Annotated in this window: 9 protein-coding genes and 2 tRNA genes; 6 read left to right on the top strand and 5 right to left on the bottom strand. The window is 72.5% G+C overall.

Annotation, left to right across the window (positions count from 1 at the left end):
- The first annotated feature begins 99 nt into the window (after positions 1 to 99).
- The 3 genes from ACWDGI_RS19580 to ACWDGI_RS19570 all read left to right on the top strand — a co-directional run bounded on the left by ACWDGI_RS19580 (position 100) and on the right by ACWDGI_RS19570 (position 3,651).
- Positions 100 to 609: a MarR family winged helix-turn-helix transcriptional regulator gene (locus ACWDGI_RS19580; protein WP_450760591.1), complete on the top strand. Its 510-nt coding sequence runs from the start codon at positions 100 to 102 to the stop codon at positions 607 to 609.
- A 99-nt stretch (positions 610 to 708) separates the two neighbouring features.
- On the top strand, positions 709 to 1,230 hold the full coding sequence (locus tag ACWDGI_RS19575) for a hypothetical protein (protein WP_450760589.1): 522 nt from the start codon (positions 709 to 711) through the stop codon (positions 1,228 to 1,230).
- Positions 1,231 to 1,341: 111 nt separating this feature from the next.
- Positions 1,342 to 3,651 carry a hypothetical protein gene (locus ACWDGI_RS19570; protein ID WP_450760588.1) on the top strand — a complete coding sequence of 770 codons (2,310 nt, stop codon included), beginning with the start codon at positions 1,342 to 1,344 and terminating at the stop codon, positions 3,649 to 3,651.
- A gap of 348 nt (positions 3,652 to 3,999) precedes the next feature.
- Here the strand turns inward: ACWDGI_RS19570 and ACWDGI_RS19565 are convergent, their stop codons facing one another.
- Together ACWDGI_RS19565 and ACWDGI_RS19560 are read right to left on the bottom strand one after the other, a co-directional pair.
- Positions 4,000 to 4,221 (bottom strand): hypothetical protein, encoded by a 222-nt coding sequence (locus ACWDGI_RS19565; protein ID WP_360481039.1) that lies wholly within the window; start codon positions 4,219 to 4,221, stop codon positions 4,000 to 4,002.
- A 186-nt stretch (positions 4,222 to 4,407) separates the two neighbouring features.
- Positions 4,408 to 5,298, bottom strand: a complete 891-nt coding sequence (locus tag ACWDGI_RS19560) for a bifunctional helix-turn-helix transcriptional regulator/GNAT family N-acetyltransferase (protein WP_450760586.1) — start codon at positions 5,296 to 5,298, stop codon at positions 4,408 to 4,410.
- 216 nt (positions 5,299 to 5,514) lie between these two features.
- Between ACWDGI_RS19560 and ACWDGI_RS19555 the strand changes: the two genes are divergently transcribed.
- Positions 5,515 to 8,712 (top strand): FG-GAP repeat domain-containing protein, encoded by a 3,198-nt coding sequence (locus tag ACWDGI_RS19555; RefSeq protein ID WP_450760584.1) that lies wholly within the window; start codon positions 5,515 to 5,517, stop codon positions 8,710 to 8,712.
- Positions 8,713 to 9,037: 325 nt separating this feature from the next.
- On the opposite strand, the gene ACWDGI_RS19550 is transcribed toward ACWDGI_RS19555, so the two are convergent.
- The 3 genes from ACWDGI_RS19550 to ACWDGI_RS19540 form a co-directional block, all read right to left on the bottom strand.
- On the bottom strand, positions 9,038 to 10,297 hold the full coding sequence (locus ACWDGI_RS19550; RefSeq protein WP_450760583.1) for a calcium-binding protein: 1,260 nt from the start codon (positions 10,295 to 10,297) through the stop codon (positions 9,038 to 9,040).
- 477 nt (positions 10,298 to 10,774) lie between these two features.
- Positions 10,775 to 10,847: transfer RNA gene (locus ACWDGI_RS19545), tRNA-Arg, on the bottom strand.
- 281 nt (positions 10,848 to 11,128) lie between these two features.
- Positions 11,129 to 11,219 (bottom strand) — tRNA-Ser (locus ACWDGI_RS19540).
- Between the two features lie 172 nt (positions 11,220 to 11,391).
- Here ACWDGI_RS19540 and ACWDGI_RS19535 point away from each other — a divergent pair.
- Together ACWDGI_RS19535 and ACWDGI_RS19530 are read left to right on the top strand one after the other, a co-directional pair.
- Positions 11,392 to 11,811 carry an SSI family serine proteinase inhibitor gene (locus tag ACWDGI_RS19535; RefSeq protein WP_450760581.1) on the top strand — a complete coding sequence of 140 codons (420 nt, stop codon included), beginning with the start codon at positions 11,392 to 11,394 and terminating at the stop codon, positions 11,809 to 11,811.
- Positions 11,812 to 12,119: 308 nt separating this feature from the next.
- Complete coding sequence (locus ACWDGI_RS19530) at positions 12,120 to 16,232, top strand: PAS domain-containing protein (protein ID WP_450760579.1); 4,113 nt, start codon at positions 12,120 to 12,122, stop codon at positions 16,230 to 16,232.
- The last annotated feature ends 119 nt before the right edge of the window (positions 16,233 to 16,351 follow it).

The raw sequence follows: 16,351 nt of genomic DNA, 5'->3' as shown, positions 1-16,351 counted from the left end.
GCGAGGACGACTAGAATCCCTCACTGTCTAAGGAATTTAACCCCTACATCTCTCACGCGCTAAGGGAATCGGCGAATCTCCAAGGAATCGGGGACGACCATGCACGGCAAGCCGCGACCGCCCGCGGACCCGGCCCGCGCCCTGTCCGCGATGGACCACCTCATCGCGGCCCATGTGATCGGCCAGCAGGAGCTGGCCCGGCGGCTCGGGGTCAACGTCACGGACCTCACCTGCTTCGGCTTCGTCCTGGAGGCGGGCGAGGACCTGCTGACGGCGGGCGACCTGGCCGCCCGTGCCCACGTGACGACGGGCGCGGTGACAGGCATCCTCAACCGCCTGGAACGGGCGGGCTACGTGACCCGGCGCCCCGACCCCGACGACCGCCGCCGGGTCCGGGTGGCCGCGGTCCCGGACGCCGTCAGCCGCGTCGAAGCGGTGTACGCCGGCCACTACAGACGCCTCACGGACCTGTTCGCCGACTACGCCCCCGACGAACTGGCCACCCTCACCGACTGGTTCACCCGCGCGACGAATCTGGCCCACGAATACCTGGAACGGCTGAACCACAACGAGTCCGAGGCGTCCGGCGGCTCCCTGGGGCCGTGCTGAGTCCTCCCCCGGGTAGAGCGGCCGCATCCACCCGTTTTCCACCCTGCTTCCACCCATGGGTCCAAGTGCCGGACGGGTCCGGAACCGGATAGTCGGGGCATGACGATTTCCGACTGGATCATCGATGTGGCGCTCATCCTCGTGGTCATCAGGCAGCTGCGGGAGGAGAGGCTGACGGCCTTCAGGCTGCTGCTGCCGCTGGGACTGATCACCTGGGTGGCGACCAGCTACCTGCACGACATCCCGACCGCGGGCAACGACCTCTCCCTCATAGCGGCGTTCGCCGGGATCGGCATCGCCTGCGGCGTGGCCGGCGGCCTGCTCACCCGGGTCCGCTTCGCGGACGGGCACGTCCGGGTCAAGGCGACCCTGGGCGCGGCGGCCCTGTGGGTACTCAGCATGGGCTTCCGCCTCGGCTTCGCGATCTGGACCTCCCACCCCTCCGGCGAGACCCGCACAGCCCACTTCTCCGCCACCCACGACATCACCGGCGGACAGGCGTGGGTCGCCGCCCTGGTCCTCATGGCCGTCAGCGAGGTCGTCATCCGCCTGGGCGTCATCGTCGTACGCGGCCAGGCCCTCCGCGGCCGCGAGCGCACCCGCGTCCTCACCACGGCCTGAGCCGCGCCCACCGGTCCCTCGCGGGCCGTCCGACCCGCCCCGCCCGCTGTCAAATCCCTGTGTTAGGTTGCGCCCCTTGATCGATCGTGAGGGTTATGTGGGGGGCCTTTCATGAAGTCGGCACGACTCTCGGTGCCAACCGCCGCGGCACTGCTCCTGGGACTGACGACCGTCATGGGTCCCGGCGCGGCCGGCTCGTACGCGGCGTCGTCGGACATACCGCTGCCCATCGCGCACTTCGCGCACCTGGTGGTGGACGCTCCGCACGGGCACCTGTTCATCAGCGGCGGCGCCGGCACCGACGGCATTCTCGTCACCGACCTCGACGGCGGGAACCCGACGCTGATCGGCGACGAGCCGGGCGCCACCGGCCTCGCCGTCTCCGCGGACGGGTCCGCGCTGTACGCGGCTCTCCCGGGCCAGGACGCGATATCGGTGATCAGCACGGAGGCGCTGACCGAGTCGGCCCGTTACGCCACGGGCGCGGGCACCCGTCCCGACTCGCTGGCCGTCGCCGGGGGCACCCTCTGGTTCGGATACGGCACGGCGGGCGCCGGCGGCATCGGCTCCGTCGACGGAGCCGGTACGGTCACCCTCCAGCAGGATTCCGGCAGTTGGACGGCGCCGCCGATGCTGGCCACGACACCCACGCCCTCCGGCGTACTCGCGGCCGCCGTGCAGACGGGCGCCACCTCAGCCGTCGTGACCTACCAGGCCGAGGGCGGGACCCTGACCCGGCAGGCCGCGAAGGAACTGCCGATCCCCGACCTGAGCGACCTCGCGCTCACGGCGGACGGGCTGCACGTGGCGGTGCCGTCCTGGCTGGGCGCGACCGCCAACCGGTACCGCACCTCGGACCTGGCGGTGGACGGGCGCTTCCCCGAGGCACTGGCAGGCAAGTCCGTCGCCGTGGCCCCGGACGGCACCGTGGCCGGCTGCGGCTGCAACTACGGGTTTGAGGCCTTCCCGGAAACCGGCACGGGCAGCTACAACCTCTACGAGATCAACGCTCCGCTGCACCTGGCCCCGCACGGCCTGGCCTGGGCCCCGGACGGCAGCCGGCTATACGGCGTGGCCGTGGACGCCTCCGGTGGAACACCGACGCTGCGGACAGCCCGTAACCCGGAGACAGCGTGGGTCAGGCTCGGCGGCAGACCGACCACCACCCCGCTCGCCCCCGGCGAGGCCTACTCGTTCCAGACGTACTTCGATTCGTACCTCTCGCTGAGCGACGGCCAGACCCTGATGCCGGGCACCATACGGATCACCCGCTACGACGATGCCGACCCGGACGGCGTGCTCGTCCCAGACCCGACGACCACCCCGGCGAGCGTCGCCGACTTCTTCGGCTCCTACTACGTCGCCGGCACCGCTCCCCTCACCGGCCCGTTGAGCTTCCACGTCGACTACTCGGGAAGCGGCCACTACGGCCCGGCCGCCCAGACCTTCACCGTCCCGGTCGCCAAGTACGCGCCCGCCATGGCGCTGACCGCCCCCTCCTCCTCCGGCCGGGCCGCGCCGCTGACCGTCACCGGTCACCTCACCTGGCCGCACGCGCATGTGAGGACCGGCGCGGTGCACGTCGTCAAGACCGACCTCGCGCACCCCTCCGGCTACTCGGCGGGCACCGTCTCCGTCGCCGCCGACGGCACCTTCGCCTTCCACGACACCCCACAGGCCGGTGCCACGAACACCTACGCCTTCACCTACGACGGCGGCACGTCCTACCTCCCGGTCACTGCGTCGGCGAAGGTGCAGGTCTCCCGGGCCACTCCCGCCCTGACCGTGAAGACCGACGCGAAGTCGTACCACTCCGGCGCGACCGTCAAGGTCACCGCCCACCTGGGGACCACGTACAACTCCCGCACCGTGACGCTGTACGACCAGCCCGCGGGCAAGCCTCGGGCACAGCTCAAGAGCGGCAAGGTCGACGCGCACGGGAACCTCGTCACGTCGTACAAGGTCACCCGCAACACGGTCTTCAGCGCCGCCTTCGCGGGTGACTACCGCTACGCACCGCGCACGGTGACCACCGGCACGACCCTCACGCCCACGGTCCGCACGGAGCTGCAGTACCCGTGGAAGACCACCCGCGTCGGCTCCACCACCTACCAGGTGTTCTACAAGTCCGAAGTCAACATGGGCTTCAACGTCCAGGTCAGGCCCAGTCAGGCCGGCGGCTGCACCTCGGTGTACATCGAGCACTACTACTCGGGGTCCTGGCACCGGGCGACCTCGAAGAGCTGCGTCCCCCTGTACTCCGACGGCTGGTACGGCTACGTCCGGGGCCTCAAGCTCTTCACGAGCAACGACCACTACCGCGTCCGCGCCCACTACACGCCACCGGCCAAGGGCGCCCAGACCAGCAGTGTCTGGACCGGATGGACCTACCTCACGGTCCGCCCCGGCAGCCCCTCGTAAGCCCGCACCTCGCGGCTGCCCCGCCCCAACGCCAAAGGCCCCGGACGAACCCGGGGCCTTTGCTGTCGGTGGCCGGCGTGGCCGCTCGCGAGGTGGCGGTCGAAGTGGCCGCTAGGCAGCCGCGGGCGTGCCCGGGGCGGACTCCTGCGCATCCTCGGACCAGGAGATCTCGTCTTCTCCGAAGTCCGGGGCCTGGAAGGGCGTGGTCGTCGGAGGCGGCGATACGGCGGTGGAGCGGCGGGGTTGCCCTTCCACGGCGGAGAACAGCGACGTCGAGTCGATGAGAGGTCTGCCTTTCGTTACGGGTCCCTGACGGGACCCGGCGTGCCGTGACCGGGCACGGCGGTCCTACAGCTTGGTCATCTTGGCGTACGGGCTCAGGATCCGCATTTGCGCCGAACCGAAGTCCACAAGCGCCGCGGTTCCTTCTTCGATGCCGATGACCCGGCCGAGTCCGTACACGTCATGGGTGACCTGATCGCCCATGGCGAAGTGCTTGGGAGCCGGTGTGACCGGGGCCTTGAAGGGGCTGGTAGGCAGATGACGCTTCGGCGCCGCAGGCTTAGTCATGGCTCAGTATGAGCCCACGCGGAGCCCGTTTCGCTGTGGCCGTCGGCACAGATCCACACGTGAACAATCGCATCATGCCACTGACCTGGTGTTTCCCGCATTAATCAGGCGTCGGTATCCGGCTGGGCCGGGGCACGAACCTCTGTCCGGGGAAAGGGGGCGCTCCGGTGCGGCCGACGGCTCGTGTCAGCGCGCGAGGTTCCGCTCGAACCAGTGGTGCGCGTACCGCTCCGTGCTGAATGCCTCGACCTCCACGAATCCCGCGGTCTCGTAGAGGCGCCTGGCCTCCGCGAGCGTACGGTTCGTCTCCAGTCGTAGCGTCTCCATCCCACGGATGATCGCTTCGTCCGCGAGACGCTCGAGGATGCGACGGCCCAGGCCGAGGCCGCGGACGTCCGGGGACGCCCACATCCGCTTCACCTCCGCGATCCGCGTCGTGGGGTGAAGCTTGAGCGCCCCGCACCCCAGCGGAGTGCCCTGCGCGCGCGCCACCAGCATCAGTCCGTCCGGCAGGGTCATCTCCTCGTCGCCGGCGGAGAGGCTGTGGGCGGGGTCGAAGCCGGTGTCGAACCGTCGTCCCAGCTCCTCGAAGTAGGAGCGCAGGCAGTACCGAGCGTCGGGGTCGCGCGGGTCCGTGATCTCAATCCGCACCTGTGAGGCCAGCAGCAGCCGCTCGACCTCCGTCATCGCCGCCGCCAAGCGCCCCCGCTGGCTGTCGGTCAGCGGATCGAGGATCGACTCCGCGAGTCCGTCCGACGCGCGGTCCAGCACCGCCCGCTCCGCGATGCCGGTCCGGGTGAGGCGTGCCTTCCGCACCCGTCCGTCGTCCGGGTCCGGGTCCGTGGTGACCAGGCCGTCCGACTCCAGTCGCCGCAGCTGCCGGCTCAGGTACCCGGAGTCCAGGCCCAGCCGCGAGCGGAGAACGCGCACCTCGGATCCGTCGGGCTCGATCTCCCACAGGAGCCGCGACAGGCCGAGTGACCGGTCCCGCGACAGGTACTCGTCGTGCAGGGCACCGACCCGCTGCGTGACCGCACGGTTGAACCTGCGCACCACATCGATCTGCGCTCGCTCCATTCTCTGATGTTAGTCAGAGAAATCCGGAGAGGCGAGAGTACGCAGGACCCCGGATCGTAATCCCCTCAGGCGGACCGGGACTTCGTTGATCGGCTAGCGTCTACCGCACAAGTGGCCGACAGGATCCACCGCGGCCACCGGGGGTGACGCGGCAGCGCGTCCGGCCACGGCGGGGCGCCGCGCGGCGGCAGATCATCACATCAATGAGGGGGAGACGTGAGGGCATTGCCCCGGACGTCGACTGAACCACAGCCCGGAGGTCGCCGCCGCAGAGGTGGCACGGGCCTCGCGGCCGGTGCGGCCGCCACGATTCTGGCGGTCGCGGGAACGGCCGTCCCGCTCGCCGTGGACGCGCCGCCCGCTTGGGCCGCTCAGGCGGCGACCGCGGCCGACTCGTCCCAGGAGGTCGTGATCCCGCCCGCCGAGCGGGCCACACCCCGTGCGGACACCCCGCTGGCGGTGGGCAGCACCGGTTTCCTGCACCAGCAGGAGGGCCGGGACGGCTACACCTGGACCGACTTCACGAGCGGCACCTCGACGCAGGTGCCCGGCCTGGGGACCCTGCCGGCCAACGCGCTCGTACGCCCCGTCGGTGCCGACGGAGACCTGCTCGCCGTCTCACCGAGCCCGGCCCGGGGCACCGCCTGGTACACCCTGCTCGATCCGCACACCGGTGAGCGCCGGGAGGCGCAGCTCCCGGCCGGCTACACGTTCCGGGGGACCGTCGCGGGCAAGGTGCTGGCCCTGGAGTCCGCGACCAGCACTTCCAGCTCCGCCGCCGTGCTCCTCGACACCGGCACCGATCCCGCGCAACCGCTGCAGATCACCGGCCTGCCCGCGGGCGCTCAGCTGAACAGCCTCTCCCTGCAGCAGGGCGCCACGGACGGCCACGGCGCGGTGATCTCCTTCCGGCAGGACGGCACGTACCGCTACGGCCTGCTGGACCCGGCGACCGCCGGGATCACCCCGCTCCCCGAGACGATGAGCGGCCAGGGCCTGCGCATCCTGCTGAGCGCCGACCGCGTCGCCTGGTGGAAGCACGGCTTCACCGGGCTGCGCTGGCTGCCCCGCGGTGACGTCTCCTCCGGGGTGCAGGAGTTCCCGCTCCCCGACGACGCGGCTCCCGTGGCCCTCCTCGGCGGCACCCTCCTGACCTCGGACACCGACACCACCTCGGGCACCACCCTCGGCCGGCGGCTGACGTACCGGCCGCTCGACGGCGGGGAGCCGAGCACCGCACTCGACCACCTCGCGCTCGTGTCGGACGACCCACCGCAGGCGGCGGACGGGAGCGCCCTGCTCGTCGGCGGCTCCGGCACCGGCGACTGGGCGGTGCACCGCTTCACCGCCGGCTCCGGCGGGTCGCCGGCGCACCAGGTGGTCCAGCCGCTGCCCCCGGTGATCGCCAAGGTCCTGGGACTGAACCTGTACCGGGGCAACCTCAGCCGGGTGGACAGCACAGACGGCAAGGTCTCCCTCTACCAGCAGGACGTCGGTACCGGGCCGGTCCCCGTCGCGGGAGCGGCCGAGCCGGTGTCCGCGGGCATGCCCTCTTCCGCCGTGCGCTGCGCGACGGGTGAGGACTGTGTGCGGATCGTGGAGGGCAACTGGTACGGCCTGTCCTTCCTGTCCGAGACGGGAGGGCGGACGTACCTGGAGACCCGCGTGAACGCCTACACGTCGCACATGCACATTCCGTTGCCGGGCAGCGGCGGCACGGTCAGGGACGCGTCCTCCTCGTACGTGGTGGTGGACGGCGGGTCCCCGAGAACCCAGTACCTGGTCTACCCGGGCTACGAAAAGGTGGTACGCAGCCGCCCGGTGCAGGCCGCGGCGCTCTGGTACTCCACCCTGTGGAGCGCGACCCCCGGCAGCCCCGGCACGCTGACCGCGGAGCGGCTGACCGCGGACGCGGCCACTCCCGCCAAGCCCGTCCGCACCGTGCGGACCGGTGCCGCCTGCGTGCCCACCGAACTGCAGGCGACGGCGCGTTGGCTCTACTGGTCCTGCGGCGCCGACAAACAGGCCGGGGTGTACGACCTGACGAACAACCGCGGCTTCGCCGTACCGTCGGGCCCCGCCATGCTCGGTGACGGCTACGTGGTCCGGCACGACCGGGACGCGGGCGAGCTCAAGCTGACGGACTTCCACACCGGCAGCCCGCTCGCGGAGCGCTCCATAGCCGACCTCCCGGCCGGAACGCTCGCGGACGACCGCAGGATCACGTGGACCGTCGACAAGTACGGCGGCCACATCGCCTACGTGGACGCCGATCGCCGCGTGCACGTGAGCGCGGACGGGGTACCGGACTCCGCTCCGGTGACAGGAGAGGCGTACACCTCCGGGAGCGTCGCGCCGAGGACCACTTCGTCCACCTACTCGATCTGGACGGCCTCGGTGCTGCTCAGCCGCCCCGTGGACTCCTGGGAACTGGACATCGTCCAGAAGGCGACCGGGCGCCGGGTGGCCGTGGTGCGCGGTGGGGCCGAACGCGGTCTCAACGGCGTCTCGGCCTCGTGGAACGGCCGGGAGTCGAACGGTGCTCCCGCCCCGAGCGGTCTCTACACCTGGCAGCTGACCGCGAGGTTCAACGGTGGAACCGTGCCGGTGCGGGTGGGAAGCGGCGGCCTGGACGTGATGTGCGGCGCCTTGCCGACCCATGTCTACGACTGCGACGGGTTCCCGGACATGGTGGCCGTCCGCAAGGACGGCCGGACCGACTCATGGGAGGGGCATCCCAAGGGGTACTTCTACAACCGCAGCTACACCGCGGACTGGCCGACCTCCTCCACCCTGGTGCCGGCCGGTGACCTCAACGGCGACGGGTACGCCGACATGCTGGTCCGCAACTCCACCGGCGAACTGCGCGCCTACTGGGGCTTCGGGCAGGTGTACTTCGCCCGGGGAACCAACAGGTCCACCGTCATCGGCAAGGGCTGGAACACGTACAACCTGCTGACGTCGTCCGGGGACCTCAACCGTGACGGCCGCTCCGACCTGCTGGCCCGTGACCGGTCCGGAGTCCTGTGGTTCTACGCCGGCACCGGCAAGGGCACGTTCAAGGCCCGGGTGCGCATCGGCACCGGGATGTCCGGTTATACGGCGCTGGTGGGCGCGGGCGACCTCAACGGCGACGGAACCGGAGACCTTCTCGGCCGGGACAGGGCCGGGAACCTCTATCGCTGGTACGGCACCGGAAAGGGCCGCTTCGGGGGTCGGGTGAAGACCGCCTCGGGCTTCAAGGCCTACAACGTCCTGGTCGGTGTCGGCGACCTGACTCAGGACGGGCGCAACGACCTCGTCGCCCGCGATACCGCGGGCAACCTGTACCGCTGGGCGGGCAACGGCAAGGGCGGCTTCGGCGCACGTGTGAAGATCGGCAGCGGCTGGGGCGGCTACAAGGCGCTGTACTGACGGTCCGGAACAGCAACCTCCGGACGAAAGAGGCCCCGGATCTCTCCGGGGCCTCTTGCTCTCTGTGCACTCGGCAGGATTCGAACCTGCGACCTTCTGATCCGTAGGCGCGTGCAGCCCCATCACGAACCGCTCGCCTGCTGGAATCTCTCGGCTCGTCCACCCATCACGGGCGTGCCACGCTGCCCGCGTGTGAGCAGGCTCAATCCCCTCCGATGGACAAAGTGTTGAAACGGGCCTCGTGCGTTGGTCGCCGCTGCGACGAGGGATGTGCCGGGGCCCGTTTCTGATGTTCGTCGATCAGGTCGGAGGCGTGCGGGGTGGGTCAGAAGCAGCCGGGTCCGGTGGAGGGGTTGAAGCAGGCGTTGGAGCCGGGGCCGCCGTCGTTGGTGTTGGTGCCGGGGCCGCCGAAGAGCGCGTCGTTGCCGGGACCGCCGAAGAGGGCGTCGTTGCCGTTGTTGCCGTTCAGGTTGTCGGTGCCGTTGCCACCTTCGACACGGTCGTTGCCGTCGTCGCCGGACAGCACGTCGTTGCCGTCGCCGCCGCAGATCAGGTCGTTGCCACCGCGGCCGACGACCACATCGTCGCCACCGAGAGCGAAGATCACGTCATTGCCGGGAGTGCCGATCAGGATGTCGTTGCGGTTGGTGCCGGTGATCGTGGGCGTGGCGGTCGCGCAGGTGGGGGGCGCGGGGGGCGCCGGCTCGTAGGTGATGGTCACCTGGGCCGGCCCCGCGGCGGGAGCGGAGGTACCACCCGTGGGGACGCGGTTCGACGCACCGCCGCCGCCACCGGGACCGTCAGCGGGAATGGGGAGAGACGAGATGAGGTCGCAGCCTCCGCCGCCGCCTCCGCCGAACCAGCCGCCCCCGCCTCCGCCGGCCCCGAAGTCGCCTCCGCCGGTGCCGCCCGCACCGCCCGTGCCCGGAGTGCCGGCTGTACCGCCGTCGGGGCATGCGGCTCCGGCCGCGCCGCCGGCTGTCTGGGTTCCGCCGCCGCCGCCCTGGCCGCTGTTCGTTCTGCTGCCGCCGGTACCCCCGGTGTTTCCGGCGTCTCCGCCGGTGGCCTCCGGGACGAGGAATCCGGCGAAGCCGCTTCCGCCGCCGCCTCCGCCGCCCGCGACGATGAGACGCGGGTCGGTGCTGGGGACGCCGGTCAGGGTGCAGCCGGGGTTGGCCGAGCTGCAGGTACGGACATCGCTGGAACCCCCGCCGGCACCGCCCGTACTCGTCGGTCCGCCGCCGGCGCCCCCGCCCGTGCCGACGTTGACATAGAGGGTGGTGGTGCCCGGTGGCACCGTGACGGTGCCGGTGACGGTGGCGCCTTTGCCGCCTGCGCCGCCGCCAGGCCCGTTCTGACCCGCGGCGCCCGTGGCGGTGACGGTCAGTTGGGTGACGCCGGACGGGACGGTGAAGGGCTGGTCGGCGCCCGCGTTGAAGGTGACCGTCACCGGCGCCGCCGCGGCGGGCGTGGCCGTGGGCACCACCAGTGCCGCCGGCAGCGCCACCGTGGCGAGCAGGACGGCAGCACGCCTGGCCGGGCGCCGCCGCTCACCCGCGGCTCCGGCGCCACGTCGATGGAACATGGCATTTTGCAGGGTCGGTCTCACGACGGGGGCTCCTCGACAAAGATCGCGGCACTCAGCACGTGCCACGGACGTCGGTTTGGTGTTCAGGCCCCTGCCGGGACCGCCCGACGATCAAGCCACACGCACCCTGTGCGGCCGTACAGACACACCGCCATACCGCCCGCGATCCACCGACCAGACGCTGCCCGACCCCGAACTCGGTCCTGTGATCAGTTGGCGTGTTCACCTCGAACAAGCACACCGTCCGCGCGGCTGCCCGGGGGCGTTCGCTGGGGTTCGCGGGGCAGGTCGCACGGAGTGCACGTACGTCCATGAACGGTGGTGGCCGGGGGTGCGCTGGACAAAGACCAGGACAACGAGGCGACCGCCACCCGCTTTGGGAGCGAGGCTGGTCGGGAACCGGGCAGCCGCGTTGATGTCAGCCGTTGATGTCAAAGGCCCCCTGGGATAATCCCAGGGGGCCTTTGAGCTGTGTGCACTCGGCAGGATTCGAACCTGCAACCTTCTGATCCGTAGTCAGATGCTCTATCCGTTAAGCTACGAGTGCTTGTTCTCTTGCTTTTTCGTCTTCGCTTCCGGCCCTTGCGGCCCGCTCGCGGCGACAGGAAGAACATTACATGACTGCCGCCGCCATGTGAAATCCGTTAGGTGTACCCATTGCGACCTGCGGAAACGTCAAATATCGGGGGTCCTGCACGCTCCGGCTGACCGGCCGTCGCGGCGGCGCGCCCGGCGCTCCGGGCCACCGAGGGCCGACGGAAGTGGCGGTGATCACGAAACAACTCAGGGAGCCCAGACCGAAAATGGTCGAGCTCCCTGAGTCAGGTGCGGAGGCGGAGGGATTTGAACCCTCGATGGGCTTTAAGGCCCAAACCGCATTAGCAGTGCGGCGCCATAGACCGGACTAGGCGACGCCTCCCGCACAGCCGCCCGCGCGAGCGCGAGTGGTGCGTGCAGATGATGACACAGTCGAGCGTGCTGTCACCAATCGGCTCCCACGGTACTAGGCAGCCGGGCCGCAGGGCAAAGCCCTTCCGGCGGCCGTCCGGAGCGTGGCGCAACGTCCGGGCCGCCGGCGCGTTGGGCAGGGCATGTCTCACTTCGCCGTGCGGGGCGCCCTCGGAGCCGTCGCCGCCGTTCTCGGATCCCTCCCCGCCCTGCCCGCCTCCGCCGCCGCCGGCCAGGGCGACCACCTCACCGTCACCGTCCTGCACGCCGGGGACGGGCGGGACGGGACGTACGAGCTGTCCTGTCATCCCGGCGCCGGCAGTCACCCGGACGTGGGCGGGGCCTGCGAGGCACTCGACCGGAACACCCGCTGGGGACGCGACACCTTCGCGCCGGTCGCCCCCGGCGCCGCCTGCACCATGCTCTACGGCGGCCCGGCCACCGCCCATGTCACCGGTACCTGGGCCGGCCGCCCGGTCGACGCCGCCTACGACCGCAGCAACGGCTGCGAGATCGGCCGCTGGAACCGGATGGTGCCCCTGCTGCCCGACCTGGGTCCATGAGCGCCGGGCTCGTCGGGCCCCCGCAATCCGGTACAGCGCCTGCCCGCCGGTCAGGCGGTTCGGGCCGTCAGGACGGCACAGCCGTTTCAACGGCGGAGGCCCCGCTCGCGTAAAAGTCCCGGGGAGGTACGGCGGAGGTGAGGCATGTCGGGCACATGTTCGCCGTCACTTCGTCGTGCGACCTCCCTCTCATCCGGCGCCGTGAGCGCAACCGGTGCCTTTAGACTCCCTCGCGTGACACGCCGCGGGCCGGTTGGCAAGATGGCCCGAGCGGTCGGCAAGGTGCGGTAACAGGGAGGAAGCGTCTCGTGAGCAGCAGGCCATCCCGAGGCGCTGCTCGCCTCGCAGCCATACTCGATGCGCTGCCGGACGCGTTGGTGCTGGTCAACGCCAACGGGACCGTCGTCAACGCGAACACGATCGCTCTGGAGGCGTTCGAGGCACCGGGTACCGCGCTGGTCGGGCGAGGGCTGCTGGATCTGCTGCCGCAGTTCGACTCCCGGCTCATCCCGGGGTCCATGCGGCGGCCCGATCACATGGATCCGCGCGGGCGGACCAAGCCGACCCGGATGGTGGCGCGGCGGACCGACGGCTCGGAGTTCCCGGTCGAGGTCACCAGCGCCAACCTGGAGAACGGGCAGCAGGCGTACGACGGTTACGGCTACGGCGCCGACGAGCTGCTGATGCTCGTCGTGCGCGACCTGACCGGCACCGTGGACACCGAGGCCGAGCTGGCCCGCTCGCAGCGGCAGACCGAGATGATCCTGCGGGCCGCGAGCGAGGGCGTCGTGGGCACGGACACCGACGGGCGGATCGTGCTCGTCAATCCGGCCGCCGCTCAGATACTGGGATACCGGGCCGGTGAGCTGGGCGGCAAGGAGCTGCACAACCTGGTGCTGCACGCACGCGCGGACGGCTCGCCCTTCCCGTACGCCGAGTCCCCGCTCGCCGACACCCTGCGCTCCGGACGCAAGCACCGGGTGCGCGGCCAGGTGCTGTGGGCCAAGGGCGACAAGAAGGTGCCGGTCGATCTGACGACCGCGCCGGTTCGCGACGGCGACCAGCTCGTCGGCGCCGTGATGACCTTCACCGACCGGCGGCCGTACGACGCCCTGTCCGAGGAGAAGGACACCCAGGAGAAGACGCACGCCGAAGAGCTGGAGCGGCTCTCCGAGGAGCACGCCTCCGACCTGACCGCACTGCGCCAGAAGCACGTCACCGAGGTCGAGGAGCTGCGCGAGCGGCACGCCGAGGAGCTGGCGTCCGGCGAGGAGCGGTACGCGGCCCTCGGCGAGCGCGAGAAGGACCGGTACGAGGCCCTCCACGGTCGCCACGAGCAGCTGCTGACCCTGCTCGCGCAGTCGCTGCGCGGCCCGCTCGACGAGCTGCGCCGGGAACTGGCCGCGCTCGCCGCCGACGACGCCGGGCAGCTGTGGCCCGAGGCCAACCAGGTGCTCCACCACCTCTCGGCCGGTTACTCGCGCATCACCCAGCTCATCGACAACGTGCTCGGCTACCAGGCACTGGACGCCGGGACCGAGAACATCAACCGCACGAAAGTGATGCTGGACGCCGTCGTCGCCGCCGGTGTGGACGGGGCGGTGGAGCTGATCGGGCCCGGCCGGGTGCAGTTCGCGGTGCACGCGCCGCCCATCGAGGCCGAGGTGGACCCGCAGCGGCTCGCCGTCGCCCTCGCCCATCTCGTCGCGGACGTCGCGGGTGTCGACGCGACCGGCAACGCGCCCGTCTCCGCCGGCGGCTACATGGACAACACCGTGGTGGTCGCGGCGGCGCAGCGCGGTGAGGTCGTCCGTATCGAGGTGCGCGGGCCGTACCCCGGGGGCGACCCGGTGCACGAGCCGATCGTGCGCGGGATCGTGCGCGCGCACGGCGGTGTGCTGCAGACGCACGAGGTGCCCGGCATGAGCGGCAGCGCGTTCGTCCTGGAGGTGCCGATCGGAGGCGGCGCCGGGGCCGTGCCCCCGCCGCCCGGTACGGCGGTGGCCATGATCCCGGCCGCCGACGACAACGGTGCCGGTGGCCGGCGGCGGGCCCGGCGGTCCTCCGTGGACGCCTTCCTGGAGAGCGACGGGCCCGGCGGCGAGGCCGCCGACGGCGAGGCCCCGGCCGTGCCGCCCACCGGGCGGCGGCGCCGGCGTGCCGCCGAGGCGGCGGCCCTGGAGAGCGGGCCCGCCGCGATCGAGAGCGCCGCGAGCATCGAGAGCGCGGAGCCGGCGTCCGGCGGTACCGGGCGGCGGCGCGGGCGCCCGGCCGACGCGGGCGCAGGCGATGACGCGGGGGCCGCCGGGATCGCCGGGGTCTCCGAGGGTGCCGTGGTGACGGCGGCCGAGCAGGGCGCCGGTACGGCCGCCGCGGGGACGGGGCTCGGTGGCACCGTTCCGCCGCAGGGCGTGCCCGCGCCGGCGGCGGGGCGACGCGCCCGGCGTGAGCCCGACGAGCGGCAGGCGCTGCCGCCGGCGCTGCCCGCGGTCGCACCCGCACCCGCTGCCGCTGCCGCTGCCGCTGCCGCGCAGGACGACGAGGCACAGCCGAGCGGGCGCCGGCGCCGGGCGCTGGCCGCGGCGGCCGAGCGGGCGGAGCAGGCCGAGCAGCAGCAGGCGGGGCCCCGCCCGGTCTTCGCGCTGCCGCCCGCCGAGGCCGACCGCGCCCCCGAGCCGGCCGCGGTGGCGGGCGAGGACGGGCGGCACGACGCCGTGGCGCACGACCAGGCCGAGGACCACACCCCGCCGCAGCCGCACCCCACCAACGCGCCGACGGGCCGCCGTCGACGGGCCGTGGGCCAGCCCGAGGAGGGTGCGCCGGCCGTGGTGCCGACGGTGCCCGCGCAGGCGAGCGCACCCGGCCAGCCGGTCCCGCCGGGGCAGCTTCCGCCCGGGCAGCCCGGGCAGGGCATCCCGGCCCAGGTCGGGCCCGCGGCCCAGGTCGCCGCGCCGGCCGGCATCCCCGGCGCCCCGGCGGCCGCCGGTCAGCAGCCCGTGCCGGCCGGTCAGCCCGGCCGGCCGGTTCCGCAGGCGCTGCCGGGCGCGGCCGCCGTTCCGGCGCAGGCACAGCAGCCACAGCCGCAGAGCCCCGCTCCGGTGCCCCCGGGTCAGCCGGTGCCCGCGCAGCCCGCCCCGGCCGGCGCCCAGCCGCTGCCGGCGGAGGCCGCGCCCGTGGCCCCCGTGCCGCAGCAGTGGCCGGGCGGCGCCGACGAGGCGCCCGCGGCCACCGGTCAACCCGCCCGTGCCGCGCAGCCGTTGCCCGCCGAGGCGGCGGCGACGCCCGCGCCGCCCGACCCGGACTCCACGCAGGGCCGGGCGTTCAGCGTGCGGACGCTGGGGCAGGGGGTGCCGTTCTCACGGCAGGCCGCACAGGTGCAGCAGCCGACGGCGACCCCGCCCCCGCACCAGCCGGGCGGCAACGGACGGCGCCGCAAGCTGGGCACGCGCAACGAGCAGCAGCAGCCCGAGCAGGCCGCCCGGCCGCATCCGTCGGCCGAGCAGCCGGCGGCCCAGCCGCTGCCCCAGCCGTCGCTGGCCGGGCAGTCCCGGCTCGCGGGTACCACCGAGGGCGCCGGACGGTCGTACGCGATAGGCGCCCCGGACGTGAACGCCGCCGAGGGCCCGGAGCCGCTGGACGGTCCGGGCGGGGCGGTCGAGGTCGCGGATCCGCCGCGCCCGCAGCCGCTGGACGACGAGCTGCCCCCGGAGCCGCTGGACAACCCGCGCCGGCTGCTGGTGTGGCCCGCGCCGGACGTCACCACCCAGCAGGCGCTGAGCGACCGCGGCTACCGGCCGGTGATCGTGCACTCCCGTGAGGAGGTCGACGCGCAGATCGCCGCGTTCCCGGCGGCGCTGTTCGTGGACCCGCTGACCGGGCCGATCACGCGGACCGCGCTGCAGTCGCTGCGGCAGGCGGCGGTGGCGGCCGAGGTGCCGGTGATGGTCACGGCCGGACTGGGACAGGCGACGCGCGAGGCGGCGTACGGCGCCGATCCCGCCGTACTGCTGAAGGCGCTCGCGCCCCGGGACACCGAGCAGCATCCGCCGCGGGTGCTGCTCATCGAGGAGCACGCGGAGATCGCCCTCGCCCTGACCGCGACGCTGGAGCGGCGCGGGATGCAGGTCGCGCGGGCGGCGAGCGACGCGGACGCGGTGACGCTGGCCGGGCAGTTGCGGCCGAACCTGGTGGTGATGGACCTGATGCAGGTGCACCGCGGCCAGGCCGGCATCATCGACTGGCTCCGTACGAACGGGCAGCTCAACCGGACGCCGTTGGTCGTCTACACGGCGGCCGTCGACCAGGCGGACCTGCCTCGGCTGGCGTCCGGTGAGACGGTGCTGTTCCTGGCGGAGCGGTCGACGAGTGCCGAGGTGCAGGGCCGGATCGTTGACTTGCTGGCGCGGATCGGGACGAACTGAGAGCGCGCCGTTCGGGGAACTGCCGTCCGTCGGCCGCGGGTTGGTCGTGGCTGGTCGCGCCCACTCGGCGGTAGGCGCATACCGAACACAGCCCCGCGCCCTTGCGGGGCGCTCCGGTG

It is taken from the genome of Streptomyces sp. NPDC001220 (assembly GCF_053597895.1).
The sequence above is the reverse complement of the archived record's forward strand: the minus strand, read 5'-3'. Positions and strand labels throughout refer to the sequence as shown.